Genomic DNA, 23,788 nt, shown 5'->3' on the forward strand with positions numbered 1-23,788 from the left:
ATTGACTGTTTCGTTAACGGGAGGAATGAAATGTCTGACAAAACCATCAGCAAGCGTGATTTCCTGCGTAAATCGATCCTGACAGGTGCCGGTGCCGTAGGTGCGACCACGCTCGCCGCACCCTACGTCAAGGCGCAGGCGCCGATCAAATGGCGGCTGCAGACCTATGCCGGCCCCGCGCTGGCAGAGCATGTGTGCAAGCCGGCCATCGATGCCTTCAACAAGGCCGCCAATGGCGAGATGGTGATCGAGATGTACACGTCCGACCAGCTCGTGCCGCAGGGCGAGCTGTTTCGCGCAGTGCAGGCTGGCACGCTCGATGCCGCGCAAAGCGATGACGATTCCATGGCCTCGCCAGTCGATGTGGCCGTGTTCGGAGCATATTTCCCGTTTGCCTCGCGCTACAGTCTCGACGTGCCTGTGCTGTGGAATTGGTACGGGCTGAAGGAAATCTGGGAGGAAGCCTATGGCGAAGTTCCCGGCGTGACCTGGCTTTCGGCCGGCGCCTGGGATCCCTGCAACTTCGCCACCACCAAGCCGATCCGCTCGGTGGCGGACCTGAAGGGGCTGCGCGTCTTCACCTTCCCCACCGGCGGCCAGTTCATCCAGCGCCTCGGCGTCGTGCCTGTCACGCTGCCGTGGGAGGATATCGAGGTGGCGCTGCAGACAGGCGAACTCGACGGCATCGCCTGGTGCGGCGCGACCGAGACCTACACGGTGGGCTGGGCCAACGTGACCAAATACTACCTCACCAACAACATCTCGGGCGCCTGGTCGGGATCGTTCTTCGCCAATACCGATAAATGGAACGAGGTTCCTGAACATCTCAAGGCGCTGTTCCATCTGGCGATGGACAGCTCGCATTACTATCGCCAGCATTGGTACTGGTGGGGCGAGGCGCACTACCGCACCACCGGCGGCAAACTGGAACTGACGACCATTCCGGAAAACGAGTGGAAGGAAGTCGAAGACATGGCGCAGACCTTCTGGGACGAGGTTGCGGCCAAGAGCCCGCGCAACGCCAAGGTGGTCGAGATCCTCAAGAAGTATCAGGAAACGATGCGCATGGCCGGCGCGCCCTATCGCTACGGCTGAACGGTGCCGGACTGACGAAGCCATCGACCCGGCCGCATCAGGCGGCCGGGTTCATCCATTGAAACATGAATCGTCGAAACATGTGTGCGGCCGCGCTTGCGGCGGAGAAGAGAATGGCCGGAAATCTTTCATTCGAGCAGTTGAAGAAGGCGGTTGCGGGCGACGAGATCGACACGGTTCTCGCCTGTGCCGTCGACATGCAGGGCCGTCTCATCGGCAAGCGTTTCCTGGCCAGGTATTTCGTCGAATCCGCGCATGACGAGACGCATGGCTGCAACTACCTGCTGGCCGACGACATCGATATGGAGCCGGTGCCCGGCTACAAGGCAGCAAGCTGGTCGAAGGGCTATGGCGACTTCGTCATGAAGCCGGACCTTGCCACGCTGCGCCATGTGCCGTGGCTGGAGAAGACAGCGCTGGTTTTGTGCGATGTGCTCGACCATCACGACCACGCCGATCTGCCGCATTCGCCGCGTGCTATCCTGCGGCGACAGGTGAAGCGGCTGCAGGAGCGTGGCTACCTCGCATATTTCGCTTCCGAACTGGAATTCTACCTGTTCAGCGAAACCTATGACAGCGCACGCGCCAAGCACTGGCAGGGCCTCAGCACGGCTTCGCCTTATATCGGTGACTACCTGATCGGCATTACCACCAAGGAAGAGCCCTATATGCGCAAGCTGCGCAACGATATGGAGGCGGCGGGTATCCCGATCGAGAACTCCAAGGGCGAGTGGGGGCCGGGGCAGGAGGAAATCAACGTCCGCTATGCCGAAGCGCTTGAAATGGCCGACCGCCATGTCGTCCTGAAGAACGGCGCCAAGGAGATCGCCGACTGCATGGGCTGCGCGGTGAGTTTCATGGCCAAGTACAATTATGGGCTCGCCGGAAATTCCAGCCATGTCCACAATTCGTTGTGGAGCGCGGATGGCGGGACGCCTCTGTTCTTCGACAAGGATGGCGAGTACGGCATGACCCGGCTCGGCCACCAATGGGCGGCGGGCCAGCTCAAATATGCCAAGGAATTCACATGGTTCCTGGCGCCCTATGTCAACTCCTACAAGCGCTTTCAGGCAGGCACGTTCGCGCCGACCAAGATCATGTGGAGCGAGGACAACCGCACGGCAGGGTTCCGGCTCTGCGGCATGGGCACCAAAGGCGTGCGCATGGAGTGCCGCATCGGTGGCGCCGACCTCAACCCCTACCTGGCCTTTGCCGCGCTGATCGCGGCCGGTCTTGCCGGAATCGACGAGAGGCTGGAGCTGCAAAAACCCTTCGTCGGCGACGCCTATCAGGCGGCGGAACTGCCGGAAATTCCCAAGACATTGCGCGGCGCCATCGAAACGCTGGAGAAATCGACCATGCTGCGCGAGGCCTTCGGCGAGGATGTTATCGACCACTATTTGCACACCGCGCGATGGGAGCAACTGGAATACGACCGCCGCATCACCGACTGGGAACTGCACCGGGGCTTCGAGCGATATTGAGGCCGTGTTGAAATCCATTCCGATTTTCGCATTCCGCATGAAGAAGGACTGAAACCATGACCGAGACGGTCAAGCTCAAATCCCCCATCGACGGTTCGATCTATGCCGAGCGGCCCGTTGCCAGCGATCAGGCCATCAATGCTGCCGTCGAGCGGGCCCGCGCCGCGCAGGCCGACTGGACGCAGACCACCGTTGCCGAGCGCGGAAAATTCATGCTCGCCTTCCTTGAGGCGCTGGTGGCGATGACGGACGTGATCGTGCCGGAAATCGCCTGGCAGATGGGTCGGCCGGTCCGCTATGGCGGCGAGTTCGGCGGTGTCAGGGAACGCACCAACTACATGGTCGAAATCGCGGAGCAGGCGCTCAAGCCGGTGATTGCCTCCAATCCCAAGGATGGTTTCCGTCGCTATGTGAAGCGTGAGCCACTCGGTGTGGTCATGGTGGTCGCGCCGTGGAACTATCCCTACCTCACCGCCGTCAACACCATCGTGCCGGCGCTGATGGCTGGCTCTGCCGTCATCCTCAAGCATGCGGCGCAGACGCTGCTGGTGGGCGAGCGCTTCCAGCAGGCTTTTGACAGGGTAGGCCTGCCCAAGGGGCTGTTCCAGAACATTGTGCTCAACCATGCGCAGACCGAAAAGCTGCTCGGCTCGGGCAAGATCGATCATGTCAACTTCACGGGCTCGGTTGCCGGAGGCAAGGCAATCGAAAAGGCCGGGGCTGGAACCTTCATGACCATGGGGCTCGAGCTTGGCGGCAAGGACCCGGCCTATGTGCTGCCCGACGCCAGGCTCGATCACGCCATTGCCAATCTCGTTGATGGCGCCTTCTACAATTCGGGCCAATGCTGCTGCGGCATCGAGCGCATCTATGTGCATGAGAAGGTCTATGACGATTTCGTCGAGGGCTTTATTGCCGAGACGAAGAACTATGTCGTCGGCAATCCGCTTGACCAGGCGACCACCATGGGGCCGATGGCGCAGGCGCGCTTTGCCGATTTCATCCGCGAGCAGAAGGCCGAGGCCATGCGCAAGGGCGCGGCCGCGCACATCGGTATGAAGGTGGAAGGCGACACCGCCGGCTCACCCTATCTGGCGCCCGAGGTGCTGACCAATGTCGACCACCAGATGAGCGTCATGCGCGAGGAAAGCTTTGGGCCGATCGTGGGTATCATGAAGGTTCGTGGCGACGAGGATGCCGTCGCGCTGATGAACGATAGCCCCTACGGCCTCACCGCTTCGATCTGGACCGGCGATGTCGAGCACGCGGCCGCACTCGGCGACCGGGTCGAAACCGGCACGGTGTTCATGAACCGCTGCGACTATCTCGATCCCGCGCTGGTGTGGACCGGCGTGAAGGACACGGGCAAAGGCGCAGCCCTTTCGGCCATCGGCTACGAGAACCTGACGCGGCCGAAGTCTTATCACTTGAGGGAAGCGATTTAATTCGCGGCACAAATCATGTCTTCGACCTCCCACTCCGTCTCGCTGCGCTCGACACCTCTCTCCCGATCGAAGGGGGGAGGAAACACTGGCGAAGCGGGAACGGAGTAGGGGTGCTTCAATTTTCGGAAAGCAAAAATGACCAAACTCGTTTCCAAATGGAATTTCCCCACCACCGTGCGTTTCGGCGCTGGCCGCATCAAGGAACTGCCGGATGCGCTGGGGGCTACCGGCATCAGGAAGCCGCTGTTCGTTACCGATCCGGGCCTCGCCAGGCTGCCGGTCGTGGCCAGGACGCTGAAGATTCTCGAAGATGCCAAGGTCCCCTACGGTGTCTTCTCCGATGTGAAGCCGAACCCGGTCGAGTCCAACCTCACCGCCGGCATCGCCGCTTTCAGGAAGGGCAAGCATGACGGCGTCGTCGCTTTCGGTGGCGGTTCAGCGCTCGATCTCGGCAAGCTGATCGCTTTCCAGGCCGCCCAGACGCGCCCGATCTGGGATTTCGAGGACATCGGCGACTGGTGGACGCGTGCCGACGGCGACAAGATCGCACCGATCATCGCCGTGCCAACCACTGCAGGCACCGGGTCGGAAGTCGGCCGTGCGGGTGTGCTGACCAATGAGGAGACGCATACCAAGAAGGTTATTTTCCATCCGAAGATCCTTCCGGCCATCGTCATCGCCGACCCCGAGCTGACCACCGGCATGCCGCCTTTCATCACCGCCGGCACCGGTATGGATGCGCTGGCCCATTGCCTGGAAGCCTATTGCGCACCCGGCTACCACCCGATGGCCGATGGCATTGCGGTTGAAGGTATCCGGCTCGTGTTCGAAAACCTGCCCAAGGCTTATGCCAACGGTAAGGACCTTACCGCGCGCGCCAACATGATGAGTGCGGCCGCCATGGGCGCCACCGCCTTCCAGAAGGGGCTGGGCGCCATCCATTCGCTGTCGCACCCGATCGGCGCGCTCTACGACACGCATCACGGCATGACCAATGCCGTCTTCATGCCTTATGTGCTGGCCTTCAACCGTGACGCCATTGAGGACCGCATCGCGCGGCTCACCGGCTACCTCGGCATGAAGGGCGGCTTTGACGGCTTCTCCAGGGCGGTGCTGAAGCTGCGCAAGGAACTCAAGGTACCCCACACTCTGCCGGGTCTGATCAAGGGGCTAGACATGGACAAGAAGCGCAAGACTCTGATCGCCGACATGGCGGTGGTCGACCCGACCGCCGGCGGCAATCCGGTCAAGCTCACCAGGAAGAGCGCGCTGATGCTGCTCGACAACGCCATCGAGGGTGCGCTGTGAGCGCGTTTTAAAGCGGCTTGAGAAACAGAAACGAAAGGTTATGTCGCCAAACCGAAATATCTCGCGGGAAAACGAATGTTGGAGATTGCCAGATTGCCGGAAAAGTAGTTAAGTTTTGGATTGCGGGACGGGGTCGGGAGGCGCCTCTTTTCACATGACTGTCACTGAGTATCGGTAACCGCATCGCAGGCGCCGGGAAGGCGCCAGTTCAACGGAGAGAGAAATGTTCAAGTTCGCGGGGAAAATCCTGTCCCTCACGGCCGCGGCGCTGCTGACCACGACGGCCATCGGCTCGGCGCAGTCGATGGATGAACTGGTCGCGGCCGCCAAGGCCGAAGGGCAACTGACGACCATCGCGCTGCCGCATGACTGGTGCGGCTATGGCGACGTGATCGCCGGCTTCAAGGCGAAATATCCCGAGATCACCATCAACGAACTCAACCCTGACGCCGGTTCGAGCGACGAGGTCGAGGCGATCAAGGCCAACAAGGACAACAAGGGCCCGCAGGCGCCCGACGTGGTCGATGTTGGCCTGTCCTATGGCCCGCAGATGAAGGCCGAAGGCCTGATTCAACCTTACAAGGTCTCCACCTGGGATTCTATTCCCGACAATGCCAAGGATGCCGAAGGCTACTGGTATGGCGATTATTACGGCGTTCTGGCTTTCCAGGTGAACAAGGACCTGGTGCCGAATCCGCCGGAAGACTGGGCTGACCTGCTGAAGGACGAATATAAGAACGCCGTGTCGCTGGCCGGCGATCCGCGCGCTTCCGCGCAGGCGATCATGAGCGTCTATGCCGCGGGTCTCGCCAATGGCGCCGAGGGCGGCGAAGCCGCGGCCAAGGCCGGCCTCGATTTCTTCAGGGAACTGAACGCCAAGGGCAACTTCGTTCCGGTCATCGGCAAGACGGCGACGCTGGCGCAGGGTCAGACGCCGATCCTGATCTGGTGGGATTACAATGCGCTTTCTGGCCGCGACACGCTGAACGGCAACCCGCCGGTCGACGTTGTCGTGCCGAAGTCGGGTGTCGTCGCCGGTGTCTACGTGCAGGCCATCAGTGCCTATGCGCCGCATCCGAATGCCGCCAAGCTGTGGATGGAATATCTCTACTCCGACGAAGGCCAGCTCGCCTGGCTGAAGGGCTATTGCCACCCGGTGCGCTTCAACGACCTTGCCAGGCAGGGCAAGATTCCGCAGGAAATGCTGGACAAGCTGCCGCCGGCGGCGGCCTATGAGAAGGCGGTGTTCCCGACCCTCGAAGAGCAGTCCGCTTCGAAGGACGTCATCACCAAGCAGTGGGACAGTGTCGTCGGCGCCAATGTTCAGTAAGCTATGAGACGGCCGGGCGGCCTTGGAGCCGCCTGGCCAACCATTCGGAATTCCTTCTTTATGACTGACGTCACCGTCTCCGATCCCGCCGTGGCCCGGCAATCGCTACCGCCGGCAAGGACGGCGAGGATGCGGTTGCCGTTGCAATGGCTGGGCGTCGCGCCCTTCTTCATCTTCGCGCTGATGTTCCTGATCCTGCCGGCCTTCTATCTGGTCGTCGGGGCGTTCCAGAACGCGCAGGGCGAGTTCACTTTCGACAATATTATCGGGTTGTTCCAACCGTCGATTATTGCGGCTTACTGGATTTCCATCCGCATCAGCCTGGCTTCGGCGCTCATCGGCGCGCTGGCCGGCCTGGCCATAGCGATTGCCGTGGTGCGCGGCGGCCTGCCGCGCTGGGTCCGCTCCACGACGATGACGTTCTCGGGCGTGGCTTCCAATTTCGCCGGCGTGCCGCTGGCCTTCGCGTTCCTCGCCACGCTCGGCCGGCTCGGTCTCGTCACCATCTTCCTGCGTGACTGGTTCGGCGTGAACATCTATGCGCTCGGCTTCAACATCCTGTCCTTCTGGGGCCTGACGCTGACCTATCTGTTTTTCCAGATCCCGCTGATGGTGGTCATCATCACGCCGGCCATCGACGGCTTGAAGAAGGAGTGGGGCGAAGCGGCCGCCACGCTCGGCGCCACGCAGTTCCAGTATTGGCGCTGGGTGGCCATCCCGGTGCTGTGGCCGAGCTTCCTGGGCACTGTCATTCTGCTGTTCGCCAATTCCTTCGGCGCCATCGCCACGGCCTATGCGTTGACCGGCTCGTCGCTCAACATCGTGCCGATCCTGCTCTATGCGCAGATTCGCGGCGACGTGCTGCAGGACCCGCATCTGGGCTATGCGCTCGCCTTCGGCATGATCGTTGTCACGGGGCTCGCCAACATCTTCTACATCTGGTTCCGCATCCGTAGCGAGAGGTGGCTGAGATGAAGCGCAGCCGCATCTGGTCCTGGGTCACTTTCGCGCTCGGTGCCGCATATTTCTTCATTCCGCTGATTGCGACGGTCGAGTTCTCACTGCGCATGCGCCGGGGTGAGTATTCGCTCGACGCCTATCGCGTGGTGCTGGCCGATCCGCGCTTTCAGCAGACGTTTCTTTATTCGACCGTGGTCGCCGTCTTCACCATCCTCATCGGCGTGCTGCTGGTGGTGCCGACAGCCTACTGGATACGCCTGCGCATGCCACGCATCCGGCCGGTGGTGGAGTTCATCACGCTGCTGCCGCTCATCATCCCGGCGATCGTCATCGTCTTCGGCTATATCCGCATGTACGGCTCGTCGTCGCCGCTGCCGTTCCTGGCGACCAATCGCGGGGCGGACGCGCTTCTGATGATCGGCTATGCCACGCTGGCGCTGCCTTATATGTACCGCGCCGTCGATACGGGGCTGCGCACCATCGACGTGCGCACGCTGACGGAGGCCGCGCAAATCCATGGCGCGGGCTGGACGACCATCATTGCCCGCATCATCCTTCCCAATGTGCTGATTGCCGTGCTGTCGGGCGCTTTCCTCACCTTCGCCATCGTCATCGGCGAATTCACCATGGCGAGCCTGCTCAACCGCCCGGCCTTCGGGCCGTATCTGCAGAACATCGGCGCCAACCGCGCCTATGAGCCGGCGGCGCTGGCGGTCATCGCTTTCGCGATCACCTGGGGCTGCATGTCGGTGATCCAGGTGCTATCGCGCTTCGCGCCGAAATCGGCCAACAACACGAACTGAACCGGAAGAACCCGATGTCCGAAACCTTTCTCAGTATCCAGGGTGTCCGCAAGGCGTTCGGTGCCACCACCGTGGTCAAGGATTTCATACTCGATGTGGCGCGCGGCGAGTTCGTCTCCTTCCTCGGCCCCTCGGGTTGCGGCAAGACGACGATGCTGCGCATGGTCGCCGGCTTCGAGGAACCCTCGGCCGGCAGCATCATGATCGGCGGCAGGGACGTCACCAACCTGAAGCCCAACCAGCGCAATATCGGCATGGTGTTTCAGGCCTATGCGCTGTTCCCGAACCTGACGGTGGCGCAGAACATCGCCTTCGGCCTCAAGGTCGCGGGCGTTTCCAGGGCAGAAAGCGATGAGCGCGTGCGCGAGATGCTCGCCATCATCAAGCTGGAAGGCTTCGAGGGACGCTATCCCTACCAGCTCTCCGGCGGCCAGCAGCAACGCGTGGCGCTTGCGCGCGCGCTGGCACCGCGGCCGAAACTGCTTTTGCTCGACGAGCCGCTGTCGGCGCTCGACGCCAAGGTGCGCGTGTCGCTGCGTGAGGAAATCCGGCTCATCCAGAAGAAACTCGACATCACCACCATTTTCGTCACGCATGATCAGGAAGAGGCGCTGTCCATGTCGGACCGCATTGTGGTGATGTATGACGGCCGCGCCGAGCAGGTTGGCACGCCGTTTGATATCTACAACCGCCCGGCGACCAGGTTCGTGGCCAATTTCGTCGGCACGCTCAACGTGCTCGACGGCACCGTGAAAGACCCGGCCAGGGCCGTCGTTCATGTCGATGGGCGCGAGATCACGCTCAGGAACGGCGCGCTCAATGGCACCAGGGCGGGCGATGCCCTGTCGCTGGCGCTGCGGCCGGAGGCGATCGTGCTGGGCAGGCAGGAGGGGCGCGACAGCAGCCTTGTCGGCGAAATCGCCGATGTCAGCTTCCTCGGCTCCGTCATTCGCGTGAAGGTTGGGGTCGGCAAGAGCGCCGTGTCGCTCGACACGTTCAACAATCCAGCGAGCCCGCCGCCGGTCATCGGCGAAAAGACCGAGATCAGCTTCTCCTCGGGCGATCTGCTGGTGCTGCACTGAAGATTGCGACGGTGGGTGCCCGGCGTCGCATAGTTCTAGAATTTGCCGTGACCGCCATGACCGCCGTGTTCGTGCCCGTGGCCAACATGGCCGGTATGGGCGAAGCCGAAGTGCTGGCGGAACCTGTCGTGGTCGCCGCCGCCGACGGACGGGCCATAGTCATAATTTCCCGGTGCCATCATGCCGTAGAAGCCGCCTGTATCGGTGGTGCATCCGGATATGAGGGTCAGCAAGCCTAGTGATGCCGCTACAATCAAGGTACGCATGGCCGTAACCTCCGTTTGCGGAATCCTGCGCCTGCACCGGAGGTTATGCCAGTAAACAGAAGTCACGTTCCGGAGACCGCTGCGCGACTGTTACGGCGCACGAGCGTGCGGCTGAATCGTGCTTGTTCCAACCGTATATGCACGCACCGGCAACCTTGGCTGCAGGCGCGTGCCCTGAAATCTTCCGGCACAGAAAAGCGTGACGGCAGTGTCCTCAAATACCCTCAGCGCCCGAGCGTGTAGAACTCGTCATTCGGGCGCATGGAGGTGACATTGGCGAGGCGGTTCGACATGCCGAAGAAGGCCGCGATCGCGGAGATGTCCCAGATGTCGTCTTCCGAAAAGCCGTGGCCTTTCAGCATGTCCATGTCCTCGTCGTCCACTTCGTAGGCCCGTGCGGACACCTTCATGGCAAAATCCAGCATCGCTTTCTGGCGCGGCGTGATATCGGCCTTGCGGTAGTTGATGGCGACCTGATCGGCAATCAGAGGGTCCTTGGCGCGGATGCGCAGGATCGCGCCATGCGCCACCACGCAGTACTGGCACTGGTTGGCATTGCTCGTAGCCACCACGATCATTTCGCGCTCGGCCTTGGTCAGATTGCCCGGCTTGTCCATCAGCGCGTCGTGGTAGGCGAAGAAGGCACGGAACTCGTCCGGACGATGCGCCAGAACGAGGAAGACGTTGGGTATGAAGCCCGATTTTTCCTGCACGGCCAGAATGCGCTCGGCGATGTCCTTGGGCAGGTCCTCGATGCGCGGCACAGGAAAGCGGCTGATGGGATGAGTGGTCATATTGTTCCTCCGGGTATCTGGATCATGCATCCGCGAGTGCGGCGATGGTTCGTTGATAGTGGTCGATTGCGTGTGGCGCCAAGCCTTCATATGGCTCGATGCGCACCAGGCATGTATGCGCCGAGCATCCCTGGCCGAATTGCGAGGTCGGAACGTCAAGCGTCAGCACGTTGGGGTTTCCGGCAATCTCCAGGCCGCTGTTTCCGGTGGGCGTGAACCAGGCGCCTGTCGGCAGGATGGCAACGCCCTGGCGCACGGCGTCATCTACACTTGCTGCGGCAAGACAAGCACCGCGGGCATTCCAAAGGCGCACCGTGGCACCGTCCGCGATGCCAAGTCTGGCTGCATCGACAGGATTGATGCGCACCTGTTCACGACCATTGCGCTTGTTCGCACGACTGGATGGCCCTGCTTCCAATTGGCTGTGCAAACGGCCGGATGGCTGATGGGAGACAAGATGAAATTCGTTGCCATCCGCTGCCTTGCCCAGCCATTCCGCCGGCTCGAGCCAGGCCGGATGCTCGGGGCAATCCGCGTACTGCAATTGCGCGAGCGTGTCGCTGCCCAGGACGATGAGGCCGCTTTCGGTGTTGAGCGGATGTGCTTGGGGATCTTGCCGGAACCCGGCAAGAAAAGTGTGGTTTTCGCGGACCGGAACCCTGGCATGACCCTGCTGCCAGAAGGCGTCGAATTCCGGCATTTCAAAGCCGAACCGTTCGCCGGCATCCCTGCGGGTCGCCTCGTAGAGATAGCGGATCCATGCCATTTCGTCACGGCCTTCGTTGAAAGCGTCGCCGATCCCGAGGTGCCTGGCGATACCGTTGAAGATTTCAAAGTCCGATCGTGCCTCGCCGAGAGGCTCTATCGCCTTGTGCATGGCCAGGATGTAGTCCGAGCGCTTGTTGCCAGCGAGGTCATTGCGCTCGATGGATGTCGAGGCGGGCAGCACGATGTCGGCGCGCTGGGCGGTCGGCGTCCACATCGGGTCCTGGACGATGATGGTTTCCGGCCGGGTCCATGCTTCGGCGAGCCGGTTGATGTCCTGATGATGATGGTAGGGATTGCCTCCTGCCCAATAGACCAGCCTGATATCAGGATATGCGCGGGTTTGTCCCTGATAGGTGAAAGTGTCGCCGGGATTGAGCAGCATATCGGTGACGCGCGCGACAGGGATGAAGCTGTCAAGCGACTTAAGCCCTTGCGATATCGCCGGTGATTTGCCGAGGCCGAAGGGAGCCCCTACACCGCCTAGCGAACCATAGCCAAAGCCCACGCCCCCGCCTGGAAGTCCGATCTGGCCTGCGACCGCCGCGAGCCCCAGTGCCGCCCAGAAGGGCTGTTCGCCATGATGCGCGCGCTGAAGGCTCCAACTTACCGTCAGCATGCTGCGCGTATCGACGAGCGCGGGAGCAAGTGCCCTGATATGTTCGGCATCGAGCCCCGTGATCTCCGCCGCCCATTGCGCATCCTTGCGAATGCCGTCGGCGGAACCATCCAGATAGGCGATGAAACGATCCGATCCGCTGCAACAGCGTGCAAGGAAATCGCGGTCGTGACGGCCCGCCTTCACGAGCTCTCCGGCAAGACCCAGCATCAATGCGGTGTCGGTGTTGGGACGGATGGGCCACCACTCGGCATTCATCCATTCGGGGAGATCATCGCGCAGTGGCGAGACGAGCAGCACCCTGATGCCCCGTTCAGCGATGCGTTCCAGATGTTTTTCCAGAGTATGCGAGCCGATGCCGCCGGCCTCGCTTTGCGCAGTGCGTGGAGAAAGCGCGCCAAAAACCACCAGCGTCTCGGTATTCTCGGCGATCGAGTCGAGCGTGTTGGCCTGACCGCTGCAAGCTTCGTCGCTGCCCAGGGTATGTCGCAGGATAACCGGACCGGCAGCTATGCTGTAAGTGTCGACATGGCCGGTAAAGCCGCCAACAAGGTTAAGCGTGCGCTTGAGAAGCGACGATGCGTGATGCAGTCGGCCGCAACTCGTCCAGCCATAGGAGCCGGCGAAGATTGAGGCATTGCCGTAGTTTTGGCGAACGCGGTCAATCTCCCCCGCCACCAACTCCGTCGCCGTCTCCCAGCTTACGGGTATGAACTTGTCCTTGCCACGCAGATGCCCGCTGCCGCCGTCGCGATTTTCCAGCCAGCCGGCCCGAACCATCGGGCGCAGAACGCGGCGGCTGGGGTTCGACCACTCCCGGACCGAATGGATAATCGGTGACGGATTGGGGTCGTGCTCAAAAGGCTCGACACCGACAATCTCGCCGTTCTCGACGAGGAGTGTGTAAGCGCCCCAGTGACTGCAGTGCGGTACGCGCCTGATATTGCCCATCCGAGCTTTCCCAACCTCGTCAGATTATGGCTTCGATAAGAAACGGCCCGTTGCGGCCGCATGCCGAGCTCAGTATGTCTGCGAAACGTTCTGCGGTCTCTGCCCGCGCGGCCTCAACACCCATGGCGTTGGCCATGCCAACCCAATCAAGCGCCGGATTGTCGAGATCGAGCATCTGGCGTGCATTGGCTCCCGGCACTCCGGCACCGACATTCTTCAATTCGCCATGCAGGATGGCATAGCGACGATTGGCAAACACGATGGTCAGCGTGTTGGTCCGCTCGCGCGCCTGGGTCCATAGGCTTTGCACAGTATACATGCCGCTGCCGTCTGCCTGGAGGGAGATCACCTTGCGATCGGGGCAGGCGATGGCGGCACCGGTGGCCATTGGGAGGCCGATGCCGATGGCGCCGCCGGTCAGCTGCAGAAAGTCATGGGGCTCGGCGCCGTGCGTTTTGTGGAAAAAGTCGCGTCCGGAACTGACCGACTCGTCGCAGACGATTGCATTAGCGGGCATGTAGTGGGCAAGCGCAATGGCGATGGCCTCTGGCGTGAGCTTTCCTGCCGCTAGATCGGGCCGATGACGGCTTGCGATCTCGATCGGCATGCCGTTATCGACGCCGAGGACATCCGCCAGCATGTCGACGGCGAGGGGCAGATCGTCATCTTCGGCGATCATGTCGATCACCTTGCACGCGTCGGGCAGCATGCTGCTGGGTTTGCCGGGATAGGCGAAGAAGCCCACCGGTGCCTTGGCGCCAATCAGCACCACCTGCGCGGTTTCGGCAAAGCATGCCACTGCCTTGTCGATCACATAAGGTACGCGGTCGATCGGAACGCGGCCGGCGCCCCGTTGCAAGCGACCGTTCGATTGTTGCGCCATGAGCCTGGCGCCTGTCTTGCGGGCGATGCGGCCAAGCTTTTCAAGCTGCGTCTGGCGCAATGCGAGGCCGGTCACCAATATGGTCGTGTTTTGCCCGTTGCGCAGGGCATTGGCGGCCGCTTCGATGCGTTTCATGTCCGGAGCGGAGGCTGCAGACAGCGCTGCCTTGCGGGGCGTTTTTGCAGTGGTCTCGCTCCACGCGACATCGGCTGGAAGGATCAGGGTCGAGATCCTGCCCTGCGGCGCGCGCGCTTCTCTGATGGCTGCCTCAGTGATCTGGCCGATTTCATCCGACGCAGCGGCGCGGCCGATCCAGTGTGACATCGGTCGCGCGAGCGACTCGATGTCGGAGGTCAGTGGCGCGTCATAGGGAAGGTGATGGGTCGCATGTTCGCCCACCACATTGATGACCGGCGTGCGGGCACGCTTGGCATTGTGCAGGTTGGCAAGTCCGTTCGCGAGCCCCGGTCCCAGATGCAGCAGGGTAGCAGCCGGCTTGTCCGCCATGCGGGCATAGCCGTCTGCCGCACCTGTCACCACACCTTCGAAAAGACCGAGAATGCAACGCATCCCGGGCTGGCGGTCGAGGGCGGCAACGAAATGCATCTCCGATGTGCCAGGGTTGGCGAAGCATACGTCAATGTCATTTGCGAGGAGGGTTTCGCAAAGCAGGTCGGCACCGTTCATGTCAGTCCAATCTCAGTCTTTGTCGCCTCGATCTCCGCCAATGCCTCCCAGTGCGGAAGAACCGCATCGATGAGGTGGACAAACAAGGCATATTTCCGCTCGGCGTAGTCTGCAACCGGTCCCGCTTCCGGGTCGATCCGTTCGTCGTAGGCCCCCACCCAGGTGTTTGCCAAAGCTTCGCGCGACAGGCCGAAAAGGTGGAAAGCCGCAATCGCCCCGGCTCCCTTGAGCCCCGCCTGACCGTCGGTTGCGCGCAACACCGGGCTGCGGGTGGCCGTGGCAAGGAACTGGGCGAAGGCGCGATCGGCTGCCAGCCCGCCTCCAAGGGCAATGGATGCATGCCCACCCTGCATCATTTCATGACTGCGGCGCGCCACGAAAGCCAGTGCTTCGCGACCGGCCCAATCGATTTCGGCCGGTGTGGTCGCCGCGGTCAACCCGAAAAGGGCACCACGCGCATGCGGTGTGGTGTAGGGTGCGCGCTCACCGCTCGGTTCGAGGAAAGGCTGCAAGACAAGACCCGAATAAGCGGGAGAAACGCCGTTTGACTGCGAGGTGCGTCCGGTGAGATGACGCAGATGCTCGAATAGCGATGCCCCGTTGAAGCTGGGGTGGAAGCTGACATATCCGTCGCCGAGTGCGAAAGGCTGGACCATTGCGCCCGCTGGACGCTCAAGCATTTGCCCGGGGTCGGCCATATGACGTCCGTGAATGGCGCTGGTGCCGAAGATAGAGCAACGCTCGATGCCTGGCACGAGGCCAAGACCAAGGCCGATCAAGGTGGATTGCACGTCACCGGGACCGAGCAAAACCGGCAGGCCGGCTGGCAAGCCCGTTGCCTTTGCCGCTTCCGTCGAAAGACCGGATCGGGTGGAGCCTATGGGAAGCATTTCGGGCAGCAGAGCAATACCCCTGGAAAGGCCCAGCGTGCTTTCCACGACGGGAGACGGCGAATGGCTGCGCCAATCTCCCCATGTCGGCAGCAGGGCGCTCGGCTCTGCCTTGAGTTCGCCGGTGAAGCAGAAGAAGAGCCATTCCTTCAGCCTCAGCGCAAAGCGTATCCGTTCAAACCTTTCCGGCTCGTTCCGGGCCAGCCACAGAAGCTGCATCGATTGGCTTGCCGCAGTAGGGCGAGAGAAGGTGACATCTTCTATGGGCTTGAAGGTTCCGCGCCGCGTATGTGCTGCGACCAAGTCCCGCGCGCGGCCGTCAAGCCAGGTGATGGCAAGTCCGGCTGGCCGCCTGTCTGCATCGAGCGGCCAGGTCCCATCTCCCTGTGCTGTGACGATCAGGCCGGCAGGTTTTCCTTCAACCTTCGCCGCGCATTCGGCCAGGACCCGGGCGGCATCATCCCTGCTGGCGTCCATGTCCTGCTCGACAAAACTTCCCGACCGCCGCAACGCGCTGTTCGGGCGCTGGGCAACGGCCAGAAAGCGGCCCTCCAGGTCGAAGGCCGCAGCCTTGACCGTAGTCGTGCCGGAATCGAGACAGAAAATCAGATCGGACATGGACGCTATGTCACGATGCCTTGTGCAAGCCGGATATCGTCTTGGGGCTTTGCTGCCCGTAGGTTTTGAACTTTTCCAGCACCTCCGCCATTTCGGCATCCGAAAGGACCGGCGGCTCGCCAAGCGGCAGGCACAGCATATATTGATGCGCCAGTTCTTCGACGGTGACGGCCAGCGCCAGCGCGCGGGGGATGGAAACATGCGCCGCGATCACCCCGTGATGGGCCATGAGGCAGGCACGCCGGCCTTCCAACGCGGTGACCACATTATCGGCAAGCTCCTGCGATCCGAAGACGGCATAGGGCGCGCAGCGGATCGTCGGGCCGCCGGCCGAGGCGATTGCGTAGTGGATGGCAGGAATTTCCTTGCCGAGGATCGCGACCGTGGTGGCAAAGGTGGAATGCGTGTGAACCACCGCGTTGAGATCGGGGCGGGCCTTCAGAATATCCCGGTGGAAGCGCCACTCGCTCGACGGTAGCACATCCCCGTCGAAAGTTGCATCCCAGCGCATGGCAACGACATGCTCGGGTGTCAGCTTGTCATAGGGTATGCCGGTGGGGGAAATCAGAAAGCCGTCGCCGTAACGGACACTTATATTACCCGCCGTTCCCTTGTTGATGCCCAGCCTGTTCATGCTGCGGCAGGCTTCGACCAGTTCGGTGCGCAGCACAAGTTCTTCATCATTCATGATGTTGGCTCACTTTGTGGGATAGAGGGGAGCACGGCCTTCCAGGATTCGCCCGATATCTTCGGCGATCATGTCGGCTGCCTTGATGATGGAATAGCGCGAAGCGCCCGCAATATGCGGCGAGAGGGTCACGTTCGCCAGTTTGAGCAACGGCCAGTCCGCCGGCGGAGGCTCGGGATCGAACGTATCGAGTGCGGCGCCCCTTATGTGGCCGGAAACCAGCGCGTCATAGAGCGCTGCGTAGTCGAGCACCTGCCCGCGCGTGGTGTTTACGATATAGGCCCCCGGCTTCATCGCCTCGATCTGGGCCCGGCCGATCATGCCCTTCGTCTGCGGCGTAACGCGCGGGTGCAGCGTCACCACATCCGAATGGGCAAGCAGATCATCGAATGCAACTTTTTCGATTCCCGCCGCGCGATCCTCGTCCGCCAGTTCCTTGAACGGGTCCGCCACGAGGATCTTGCAGCCGAACGGCTGGAGCAGCCGCGCCACGCGTGTACCGATGTCGCCGTAGCCGACGATGCCGACAGTCAACTCACCCAGTTCGGGCCCGGTGTGATCGAAGTGATAAAATTCGCGGCGAAACTCGCCGCTCGCAACCGAAAGATGCCCACGGATAAGATTGCGCGTCTCCGCCAGCAGGGACGCGACGGTGAATTCCGCAACGGCCGAGGCATTACGGCCGGGCGTGTTGATCACGGTGATGCCGCGCGCCCGCGCAGCCGGCATCTCTATGTTCACCGGCCCGCCACGCGACACCGCTACGATCTTCAGCTTCGGCGCATGGTCGAAGCTTTTCGATGTGAGCGGCGCGAGATGGGTAATGAGGACATCAAGATCGGAAATGAAGTCGAAATAGTCCTCCGGCCTGCCGACGAATTCGGCGATCGGAAGTTCAGGATCATGCTTGGTGGACTGCACCTTGAGTGGCCAGTCCAGTGTCATGTGGCGATAGGAAACCGATTGTCCGGCAAGACGTTTTGAAACCGCCCGCTCGAAGAAGTCGGGCTGCATGAAGCCGTCGCCGATGATGCCAACCGTCAGCGTCGTGGTCGTGCTCGCGTCGTCCATAATGTCCTCCCTGGCGATGGTCACGCCCGGCGTGTTTTCAGGGCGGGTTCTTCCAGTCCCGGCAGAACCGCGCCATAGGCTTCGGGCTCCGCCGCAATCTCTTCCAGAATTTCCCGTGTGTGTTCAGCAAATTGCGGCGGTTTGCGCGTATAACTCGCCGGTGTGCGCGACAGCTTGATGGGGCTTCCGGTGCCGCGATAGTTATCGATCTCAACGATCATCTCGCGGTGATGCGTATGTTCATCCGCGATAACCTGATCGATCGTGCGCACCGCCCCGCAAGGGACGCCCGCCTTGATCAGCCCATCGGCGAGCGTTTCGCACTCGTGATTGGCAAGCGCCTGTTCCAGTTCGACCTTGAGGGCGTCGCGATTGATGCTGCGTTCGGCATTGTCGGCAAAAAGCGGATTGCGAGGCAGTTCCGGCCGGCCGACCATGCGGCAAAGTATTTCGAACTGACGGTTGTTGCCCACAGCAAGGAAGATCGGGTCCGTCTTTGTCGCAAACGTATCGTAGGGACAGATATTGGGGTGGGCGTTGCCCGATGGCTTCGCGACTTTGCCCGAGAGGTAGTAGTTCGGCAGGTGCGGATGAAGCAGGGAAACGCCGCAGTCGTAGAGGGCGGTTTCGATGAATTGCCCTTTGCCGCTCGACGCCCTCTCGTTGAGCGCCATCAGAATGCCGATCGCCGCGTTCAGGCCTGTCACCATGTCAACTACCGGTAGCCCTACGCGCAGCGGATCGCCGCCCAGTTCCCCATTGACGCTCATGATGCCGCAGGAAGCCTGAATGGCGGCATCGTAACCCGGCAATCCGCCCATTGGGCCATCGCTGCCGAAACCGGAGATGCGACAATGGATGAGACGGGGAAAACGACGCTCCAGCTCGTCCCGCGTCAGGCCCCACCGCTCCAGCGTGCCGGTCTTGAAGTTTTCGATGAACACATCGGCATTTGCGAGCAGGCGCAGCAGCAATTCCTGCCCCGCTGGCTGGGACATGTCGAGTGCCATGCCGCGCTTGTTGCGGTTGAGGCCGAGGAAGTAGCTCGCCGTTCCGTCGAGAAAGGGCGGCCCCCAGCCACGAGTTTCGTCTCCCGCGGGCGGTTCGATCTTGATGACATCGGCGCCGTGGTCGGCCAGCACCTGACCGGCATAGGGACCGCCGAGCACGCGGCTGGCATCGATCACCCGGATATCGGCGAGAGAGCCCCGCGTCGTCATATCGTTTTGTTCCATATCAGAAATTCCTAGGCGATCTCGGTGAGGCTCTGGCGCATCTGCGCCGCAAATTCCGGATAGGTCTCCGCGAGCTCATCGAGCACGCGGCCACGCAACAGGTCGAGTTCGTCCACATCGGGCGACGGCGTGACGCCCGGTTCCGCATCGTGCTCGAAGGTGAAGCCGGTCGCTTCGGCGATTTCGTCGAAACTGTGCCCGGGATGGATGCTGTCGAGACGAAAGCGGCCCTTCTGCCGATCAAAACGGAACAGGCCTTTGCCGGTGACGAGGGCGTACGGACCGCCAGTCCTGTAGACGCCTTCGTCACTGGTGCCGGGCGCGCTGATGAAGTCGACCTTCTCGACGAAGACGCGCGGTGTGTGTTCTTCTCGGAAAAGGATCACACGTGGCACCACGAAGTAGAGATAGGCGGAGCCGAACGAGCCAGGCCAACGGACGCTGGAACGCGGATAGTCACCGACGCCCACGAGGTTGATGTTGCCTTGCCCGTCGATCTGGCCGCCGCCCAGGAAGAAAGCGTCTATGCGGCCTTGACCTGCGCAATCGAAAAGCTCGGTCGAGCCGTTGGTGAAAAAGTTGTGCTCGACCGAACCGAGTATGGAGATTTTCACTGGTGCCGCACCTGCCCGCTCCTTCAGCGCGCGCAGAAGCATGGCGCCAGCCGCCGGGATCGGCGAGGATGCGCCCACAGCCACATGGCGAACGCCATCCAGCAGGCGCGCGATTGTGCAGATCAGAATTTCCCGCGGCAGGGGCGGCTGGATCATGGACATCATGCGGCCTCCCCGAAACCGGCCATGTAGGCGGAAAATCCCTGTGCGGTGCGAGCTTCCCGCGCATAGCGCATGAGTTCCTGCGTGTCGGCGGAATATTCTCCCCACAATCCGTATGGCCATGCGCCGCGTGTGACCTGCGCCACCGCCGTCACGTAGAGAGAGGGCAGGGTGCCCGTTGCGGTTACTTCGTCGGAAAGAAGATTCTTGTCTACGATGCGCTCTGCCGTCACCAGGGTCACGGCAGAGGCATATGCCATGGCGGCAAGTTCGCGCCGGCGGCCGATCCAGACATTTCCGTGCCGATCGGCCATCGGGACGTGGAAGATCGCAACGTCCGGCCTGATTGCCGGGATGAGAACGATCGGATCGGACGCTTCCGCAAATGGATTGTCGACGGTCTTCCAGTCCTGGCGGTATCTCAACACGTCGCTGCCGATCAGTCCGCGCATGGGCATGAAAGGTACGCCCTTTTGCGCCGCCAGCAGGCCCGTATGAATAGCCGGGCATGTCGCGTCGCGCACGACGATCGAGCCTTCCTTGACGGCGCGATTGAAGCAGGGAGCGCCGCCAGCCTCACCGAGCGAGATGGCGCTCGTCTCCACCGAGCGCACAACGCCCGCGCCGACGAGCATGTCTACCTGCAAGCCCCCCGTTGGCACGCATACGACATCAAGGTCCGAGATGCCCCGCTCGATCAGCGGGTGAACCATGGCCATGGAGACGCCGGCATAATCGACTGGCAACGCCAGTCGCATGCCCGATTCCACAAGCCGCGCCAGGGATTGCAAATCCTCCATGAAATCCACCTCCCGAGGAAGCCGGCCCCATTCAGAAAAGAAGAGGCTTCCTTAATTGTTCCAAATTATAGAACATAATTCTAAGAAACAGAATACCCTTCATTCTCGCTTTGTGTCAATCTTCCAGGAGGTGTGCGGCTGCGCCTGGAAAGCCGATTTCCTATCAAGGCGTTGATATTGCGTATAAATATCTTTGTCACTATGAACTTCTTGACAAGCGGCATGTCGCCCATGAAGATAAATACGGAATAGCGTTCTATATGGTAGAACGATTTGGGAGGAAGAATGGCTGATATTCTGGCGATGCGTTCGGCACGGTGCGAAGGCACTGCTGACGAAGCGAAAGTGGGGGTGGCGTCGGCTGCCGCGCCCGGCATTGGCAGCAGCATCGCGATACGCAATGTCGTCAAGGCCTATGGCGGCTATCGCGCGGCCGACGATATCAGTCTCGACATCAATCCCGGTGAATTCATCACCTTGCTGGGGCCGAGCGGCAGCGGCAAGACGACCTTGCTCAATCTCGTTGCCGGATTCCAGAAACCCAACGGTGGAGAAATTCTCGTCGACGGCAGGCCGATCCACAATGTGGCGCCGCATCGTCGCGGCTTTGGCATGGTGTTTCAGAGCTACGCGCTGTTTCCCAACATGACGGTCACCCAGAACGTCGCCTTCCCGCTGCGCATGGCGGGTGTCGATCGTGAAACGACAGAGCGGCGCGTGGCCGAAACGCTGGAAATCATGCGTTTGTCCGAGCACGCCCGGAAGCTGCCTTCGCAGATGAGCGGTGGACAACAGCAGCGTGTCGCCATTGCGCGAGCCATCGTTCGCCGGCCGAAGGTGGTATTGATGGACGAGCCGTTGAGCGCTCTCGACCGCCGCCTGCGCGAGCAGATCCAGATCGAGATACGCGATTTGCATCAGACGCTGGGCAGCACCATCCTTTTCGTCACGCACGACCAGGGTGAAGCGCTCACCATGAGCGACCGGATCGCGGTCCTGGACGCGGGCAAGATCGTTCAGGTGGCTGCACCCGTTGAAATTTACCGCCACCCGTCCACGCGTTTCGTCGCGGCCTTCGTTGGAGAATCCAACCTCATCGACGTCGAAATCTTACAGAAGCGCGGCACGACGATGACGTTGAGGAACCAGGCTGGCTATGTTTTCGATGCCGAGACGCGGAGCCCTGTCGAAGTAGGGCGTGCGACGGTCCTCGTTCGTCCCGAGCGCATCGCCATCAGCACGGCGGTCACGCCGAACGCGCTGCCCGTTACGGTTCGCTCGGCGATCTTCCTGGGCGAAATCCTGCGTATCGAAGCCGATACCGATCAGGGCGAGCGGCTTCTGGTCCGCTGCACGGACAGCGCGGAGCGCCCGCTGCCTTCACCCGGCGACCGGCTTTATGCCACCTGGCGGGCGGAAGACTGCTGGGTGCTGCCATGAGCGTCACGAATATCCCGTTGGGAGGTGCGGACCGCCGGTCGTTCACACTGCCGGAACGGCTCAAGGATCCGGCATGGCTGCTTCTGCCTGCGGCTGCCTTTCTTGCCTTCATCTATCTGTTGCCGGTTATCGACCTGGTCCGCATCAGCCTGAGCGGACCGAGCTGGAGCGTCCATTTCGAGCGCGTCTTTGCAGTTCCGCTCTATTGGAATTCGCTCGTGCGAACCATGGAGATTTCCTTCATGGTGGCGCTGCTTTGCCTCTTCTTCGGCTATCCCACGGCGCTTCTCATCCACAAATCCAGCGGCTGGCGACAGATTGTCGTCGCGACGGCCGTGATCCTCCCCTATTTCATCGCCATACTGATCCGCACCTACTCCTGGATGGTGCTTCTGGGGCGTAACGGCCCGATCAACAAGCTCGCGGTCGCGCTCGGCATTTTCGATCAGCCCGCGCAACTCCTGTTCAACCGGAGTGCGGTCCTGCTTGGCATGACGGCTGTACTGTTGCCGCTGATGGTACTCAGCATCTATTCCAGCATCGCCCGTCAGGATCCAAGCTTCGTCAGGGCGGGGCAGGCAAGTGGAGCGGGGCCGCTGGCAGTGTTCTGGCGCGTGCTCCTGCCGCTCACAATGCCGGGCATGGGGGCAGGTTTCCTGCTGGTGTTTGTCACCGCGCTCGGCTTCTTCATCACGCCGACCTTGCTGGGCGGACCCGGCGACCAGATGTTTGCCATGCACATTACCCAGCAGGCCGATTTCGCGACCAGCGAAGGCTTTTTGCAGGCGCTTGCCGTCGTGCTTCTGGTCATCACTCTGATCGTCGTGGCGATTGCGGGTCGTTTCCTCGGCTTTGAATTCATCTGGGGTGGTGGCAAGCTTGTTGAGGCGAGTTCTCACGCTTCGTCTCCCAGGAGCAGTCGGCGAGGCGGCACGCTTTCCGCAAAGCTTGCCGACTCGGTCGGTTGGCCGTTGCTCAGGCTGCTCAGCCGCATGCCGCTCGGCACCGGTACCTGGACCGTGCGCGTCCTGGGCGGGTTCGTTCTCCTGGCGCTGATGGCACCGATCGTGGTGGTCATGATCCTGTCCTTCAGCAAGGCCAGCTTCCTGACCTTCCCCCCGCCCGGCTTTTCCCTGCGCTGGTACGAGAAATTCTTCTCGGACAGTGAATGGATGACCGCTTTCACCAACTCATTCACCATCGCCTTGTTGTCGGCTGTCATCGCGGTGACGCTCGGTGGCCTGGCAGCCCTCGGTATCGTGCGCAGTTCGATCAGGGGCAAGGCTGCGATCATGCTGCTCCTTGTCAGCCCGGTCATCGTTCCCCCTGTCGTGCTGGGCCTGTCGCTGTACAGTCTTTTCCTGCGTACCGATCTCGCCGGAACGATCAGCGGGCTTGCTGCGGCGCATGCAATCGGTGGCTTGCCGATCGTGGTGGTCATCATGGCGGCAAGCCTGCAAGGGGTGGATCGCCGCCTCGAACAGGCCGCGGCAGTGCATGGCGCGTCTCCGCTCACCGTCTTCCGCACGGTAACGCTTCCGGCCGTGGCTCCGGGCATGGCCGCGGCCGCGTTCTTTGCCTTCCTGCATTCATTCGATGAACTGGTGCTGTCGCTGTTCCTGTCGAGCGCGCAACTCAGGACGCTGCCGCTCCGGCTATGGGCTGATGTCAACTACCAGCTCAACCCGGTACTGGCGGTGGTTTCCACCCTCGAGGTGCTGCTTGTCGTCGGTGGCATCGCCCTTGCCCGGCCCGTATTGGCTGGCCGGACCAAACCCGCTGTGTAATACCTGATTTT

20 protein-coding genes are annotated in these 23,788 nt (G+C 61.7%); 10 read left to right on the plus strand and 10 right to left on the minus strand.

The window, feature by feature from the left end; translation table 11 throughout:
* Positions 1-30: 30 nt before the first annotated feature.
* The 8 genes from C7441_RS00165 (at position 31) to C7441_RS00200 (ending at position 9,507) form a co-directional block, all read left to right on the plus strand.
* Positions 31-1,095 carry a TRAP transporter substrate-binding protein gene (locus C7441_RS00165; protein ID WP_109611194.1) on the plus strand — a complete coding sequence of 355 codons (1,065 nt, stop codon included), beginning with the start codon at positions 31-33 and terminating at the stop codon, positions 1,093-1,095.
* Between the two features lie 113 nt (positions 1,096-1,208).
* A complete protein-coding gene (locus C7441_RS00170; protein WP_109611574.1) occupies positions 1,209-2,579 on the plus strand; it encodes a glutamine synthetase family protein in 1,371 nt (456 codons plus the stop codon).
* A gap of 56 nt (positions 2,580-2,635) precedes the next feature.
* Entirely contained in the window at positions 2,636-4,024 is a 1,389-nt protein-coding gene (locus C7441_RS00175; protein ID WP_109611195.1) for an aldehyde dehydrogenase family protein, read from the plus strand.
* Positions 4,025-4,159: 135 nt separating this feature from the next.
* Entirely contained in the window at positions 4,160-5,332 is a 1,173-nt protein-coding gene (locus C7441_RS00180; RefSeq protein ID WP_109611196.1) for an iron-containing alcohol dehydrogenase, read from the plus strand.
* A 223-nt stretch (positions 5,333-5,555) separates the two neighbouring features.
* Positions 5,556-6,662, plus strand: a complete 1,107-nt coding sequence (locus C7441_RS00185) for an ABC transporter substrate-binding protein (RefSeq protein WP_109611197.1) — start codon at positions 5,556-5,558, stop codon at positions 6,660-6,662.
* Between the two features lie 129 nt (positions 6,663-6,791).
* Entirely contained in the window at positions 6,792-7,637 is an 846-nt protein-coding gene (locus C7441_RS00190) for an ABC transporter permease (protein ID WP_210205599.1), read from the plus strand.
* Positions 7,634-8,425, plus strand: a complete 792-nt coding sequence (locus C7441_RS00195; RefSeq protein WP_109611199.1) for an ABC transporter permease — start codon at positions 7,634-7,636, stop codon at positions 8,423-8,425. Before C7441_RS00190 ends, C7441_RS00195 begins: the two co-directional genes overlap by 4 nt.
* A gap of 14 nt (positions 8,426-8,439) precedes the next feature.
* Positions 8,440-9,507, plus strand: coding sequence for an ABC transporter ATP-binding protein (locus C7441_RS00200; protein WP_109611200.1), 1,068 nt, complete (start codon positions 8,440-8,442; stop codon positions 9,505-9,507).
* A gap of 35 nt (positions 9,508-9,542) precedes the next feature.
* Here the strand turns inward: C7441_RS00200 and C7441_RS23700 are convergent, their stop codons facing one another.
* From C7441_RS23700 to C7441_RS00250, 10 genes are all read right to left on the minus strand, one after another.
* Entirely contained in the window at positions 9,543-9,773 is a 231-nt protein-coding gene (locus C7441_RS23700) for a hypothetical protein (RefSeq protein ID WP_146201422.1), read from the minus strand.
* Positions 9,774-9,997: 224 nt separating this feature from the next.
* Positions 9,998-10,567, minus strand: a complete 570-nt coding sequence (locus tag C7441_RS00210) for a peroxidase-related enzyme (protein ID WP_109611202.1) — start codon at positions 10,565-10,567, stop codon at positions 9,998-10,000.
* A gap of 22 nt (positions 10,568-10,589) precedes the next feature.
* Positions 10,590-12,902 carry a molybdopterin guanine dinucleotide-containing S/N-oxide reductase gene (locus tag C7441_RS00215; RefSeq protein ID WP_109611203.1) on the minus strand — a complete coding sequence of 771 codons (2,313 nt, stop codon included), beginning with the start codon at positions 12,900-12,902 and terminating at the stop codon, positions 10,590-10,592.
* A 19-nt stretch (positions 12,903-12,921) separates the two neighbouring features.
* Positions 12,922-14,472, minus strand: a complete 1,551-nt coding sequence (locus C7441_RS00220) for an acetolactate synthase large subunit (RefSeq protein ID WP_109611204.1) — start codon at positions 14,470-14,472, stop codon at positions 12,922-12,924.
* Positions 14,469-15,980: an FGGY family carbohydrate kinase gene (locus C7441_RS00225; protein ID WP_109611205.1), complete on the minus strand. Its 1,512-nt coding sequence runs from the start codon at positions 15,978-15,980 to the stop codon at positions 14,469-14,471. The genes C7441_RS00220 and C7441_RS00225 overlap by 4 nt, the downstream gene beginning before the upstream one ends.
* A gap of 10 nt (positions 15,981-15,990) precedes the next feature.
* On the minus strand, positions 15,991-16,668 hold the full coding sequence (locus tag C7441_RS00230) for an L-fuculose-phosphate aldolase (RefSeq protein ID WP_109611206.1): 678 nt from the start codon (positions 16,666-16,668) through the stop codon (positions 15,991-15,993).
* 9 nt (positions 16,669-16,677) lie between these two features.
* Positions 16,678-17,739: a 2-hydroxyacid dehydrogenase gene (locus C7441_RS00235; protein WP_170124961.1), complete on the minus strand. Its 1,062-nt coding sequence runs from the start codon at positions 17,737-17,739 to the stop codon at positions 16,678-16,680.
* Positions 17,740-17,759: 20 nt separating this feature from the next.
* Positions 17,760-18,974, minus strand: a complete 1,215-nt coding sequence (locus tag C7441_RS00240) for a CaiB/BaiF CoA transferase family protein (protein WP_210205586.1) — start codon at positions 18,972-18,974, stop codon at positions 17,760-17,762.
* A gap of 11 nt (positions 18,975-18,985) precedes the next feature.
* The gene (locus C7441_RS00245) at positions 18,986-19,753 is read right to left on the minus strand and encodes a CoA transferase (RefSeq protein WP_019171048.1); all 768 of its coding nucleotides are present in this window, start codon (positions 19,751-19,753) and stop codon (positions 18,986-18,988) included.
* Complete coding sequence (locus C7441_RS00250) at positions 19,750-20,550, minus strand: CoA transferase subunit A (protein ID WP_109611208.1); 801 nt, start codon at positions 20,548-20,550, stop codon at positions 19,750-19,752. The genes C7441_RS00245 and C7441_RS00250 overlap by 4 nt, the downstream gene beginning before the upstream one ends.
* Positions 20,551-20,835: 285 nt before the next feature.
* On the opposite strand from C7441_RS00250, the gene C7441_RS00255 reads away from it, so the two are divergent.
* A complete protein-coding gene (locus tag C7441_RS00255; protein ID WP_109611209.1) occupies positions 20,836-21,990 on the plus strand; it encodes an ABC transporter ATP-binding protein in 1,155 nt (384 codons plus the stop codon).
* Positions 21,987-23,777, plus strand: coding sequence for an ABC transporter permease subunit (locus C7441_RS00260; RefSeq protein WP_210205587.1), 1,791 nt, complete (start codon positions 21,987-21,989; stop codon positions 23,775-23,777). The genes C7441_RS00255 and C7441_RS00260 overlap by 4 nt, the downstream gene beginning before the upstream one ends.
* Positions 23,778-23,788 lie beyond the last annotated feature (11 nt).

The sequence above is a fragment of the Pseudaminobacter salicylatoxidans genome (assembly GCF_003148475.1).
GTDB classification, from domain to species: Bacteria; Pseudomonadota; Alphaproteobacteria; order Rhizobiales; family Rhizobiaceae; genus Pseudaminobacter; species Pseudaminobacter salicylatoxidans.

What these genes read in the sequence shown, in the direction of transcription:
- C7441_RS00165 (WP_109611194.1), top strand. Translation starts at nt 31, where the DNA reads ATGTCTGACAAAACCATCAGCAAGCGTGATTTCCTGCGTAAATCGATC.
- C7441_RS00170 (WP_109611574.1), top strand. Translation starts at nt 1,209, where the DNA reads ATGGCCGGAAATCTTTCATTCGAGCAGTTGAAGAAGGCGGTTGCGGGC.
- C7441_RS00175 (WP_109611195.1), top strand. Translation starts at nt 2,636, where the DNA reads ATGACCGAGACGGTCAAGCTCAAATCCCCCATCGACGGTTCGATCTAT.
- C7441_RS00180 (WP_109611196.1), top strand. Translation starts at nt 4,160, where the DNA reads ATGACCAAACTCGTTTCCAAATGGAATTTCCCCACCACCGTGCGTTTC.
- C7441_RS00185 (WP_109611197.1), top strand. Translation starts at nt 5,556, where the DNA reads ATGTTCAAGTTCGCGGGGAAAATCCTGTCCCTCACGGCCGCGGCGCTG.
- C7441_RS00190 (WP_210205599.1), top strand. Translation starts at nt 6,792, where the DNA reads ATGCGGTTGCCGTTGCAATGGCTGGGCGTCGCGCCCTTCTTCATCTTC.
- C7441_RS00195 (WP_109611199.1), top strand. Translation starts at nt 7,634, where the DNA reads ATGAAGCGCAGCCGCATCTGGTCCTGGGTCACTTTCGCGCTCGGTGCC.
- C7441_RS00200 (WP_109611200.1), top strand. Translation starts at nt 8,440, where the DNA reads ATGTCCGAAACCTTTCTCAGTATCCAGGGTGTCCGCAAGGCGTTCGGT.
- C7441_RS23700 (WP_146201422.1), bottom strand. Translation starts at nt 9,773, where the DNA reads ATGCGTACCTTGATTGTAGCGGCATCACTAGGCTTGCTGACCCTCATA.
- C7441_RS00210 (WP_109611202.1), bottom strand. Translation starts at nt 10,567, where the DNA reads ATGACCACTCATCCCATCAGCCGCTTTCCTGTGCCGCGCATCGAGGAC.
- C7441_RS00215 (WP_109611203.1), bottom strand. Translation starts at nt 12,902, where the DNA reads ATGGGCAATATCAGGCGCGTACCGCACTGCAGTCACTGGGGCGCTTAC.
- C7441_RS00220 (WP_109611204.1), bottom strand. Translation starts at nt 14,472, where the DNA reads ATGAACGGTGCCGACCTGCTTTGCGAAACCCTCCTCGCAAATGACATT.
- C7441_RS00225 (WP_109611205.1), bottom strand. Translation starts at nt 15,980, where the DNA reads ATGTCCGATCTGATTTTCTGTCTCGATTCCGGCACGACTACGGTCAAG.
- C7441_RS00230 (WP_109611206.1), bottom strand. Translation starts at nt 16,668, where the DNA reads ATGAATGATGAAGAACTTGTGCTGCGCACCGAACTGGTCGAAGCCTGC.
- C7441_RS00235 (WP_170124961.1), bottom strand. Translation starts at nt 17,739, where the DNA reads ATGGACGACGCGAGCACGACCACGACGCTGACGGTTGGCATCATCGGC.
- C7441_RS00240 (WP_210205586.1), bottom strand. Translation starts at nt 18,974, where the DNA reads ATGGAACAAAACGATATGACGACGCGGGGCTCTCTCGCCGATATCCGG.
- C7441_RS00245 (WP_019171048.1), bottom strand. Translation starts at nt 19,753, where the DNA reads ATGATGTCCATGATCCAGCCGCCCCTGCCGCGGGAAATTCTGATCTGC.
- C7441_RS00250 (WP_109611208.1), bottom strand. Translation starts at nt 20,550, where the DNA reads ATGGAGGATTTGCAATCCCTGGCGCGGCTTGTGGAATCGGGCATGCGA.
- C7441_RS00255 (WP_109611209.1), top strand. Translation starts at nt 20,836, where the DNA reads ATGGCTGATATTCTGGCGATGCGTTCGGCACGGTGCGAAGGCACTGCT.
- C7441_RS00260 (WP_210205587.1), top strand. Translation starts at nt 21,987, where the DNA reads ATGAGCGTCACGAATATCCCGTTGGGAGGTGCGGACCGCCGGTCGTTC.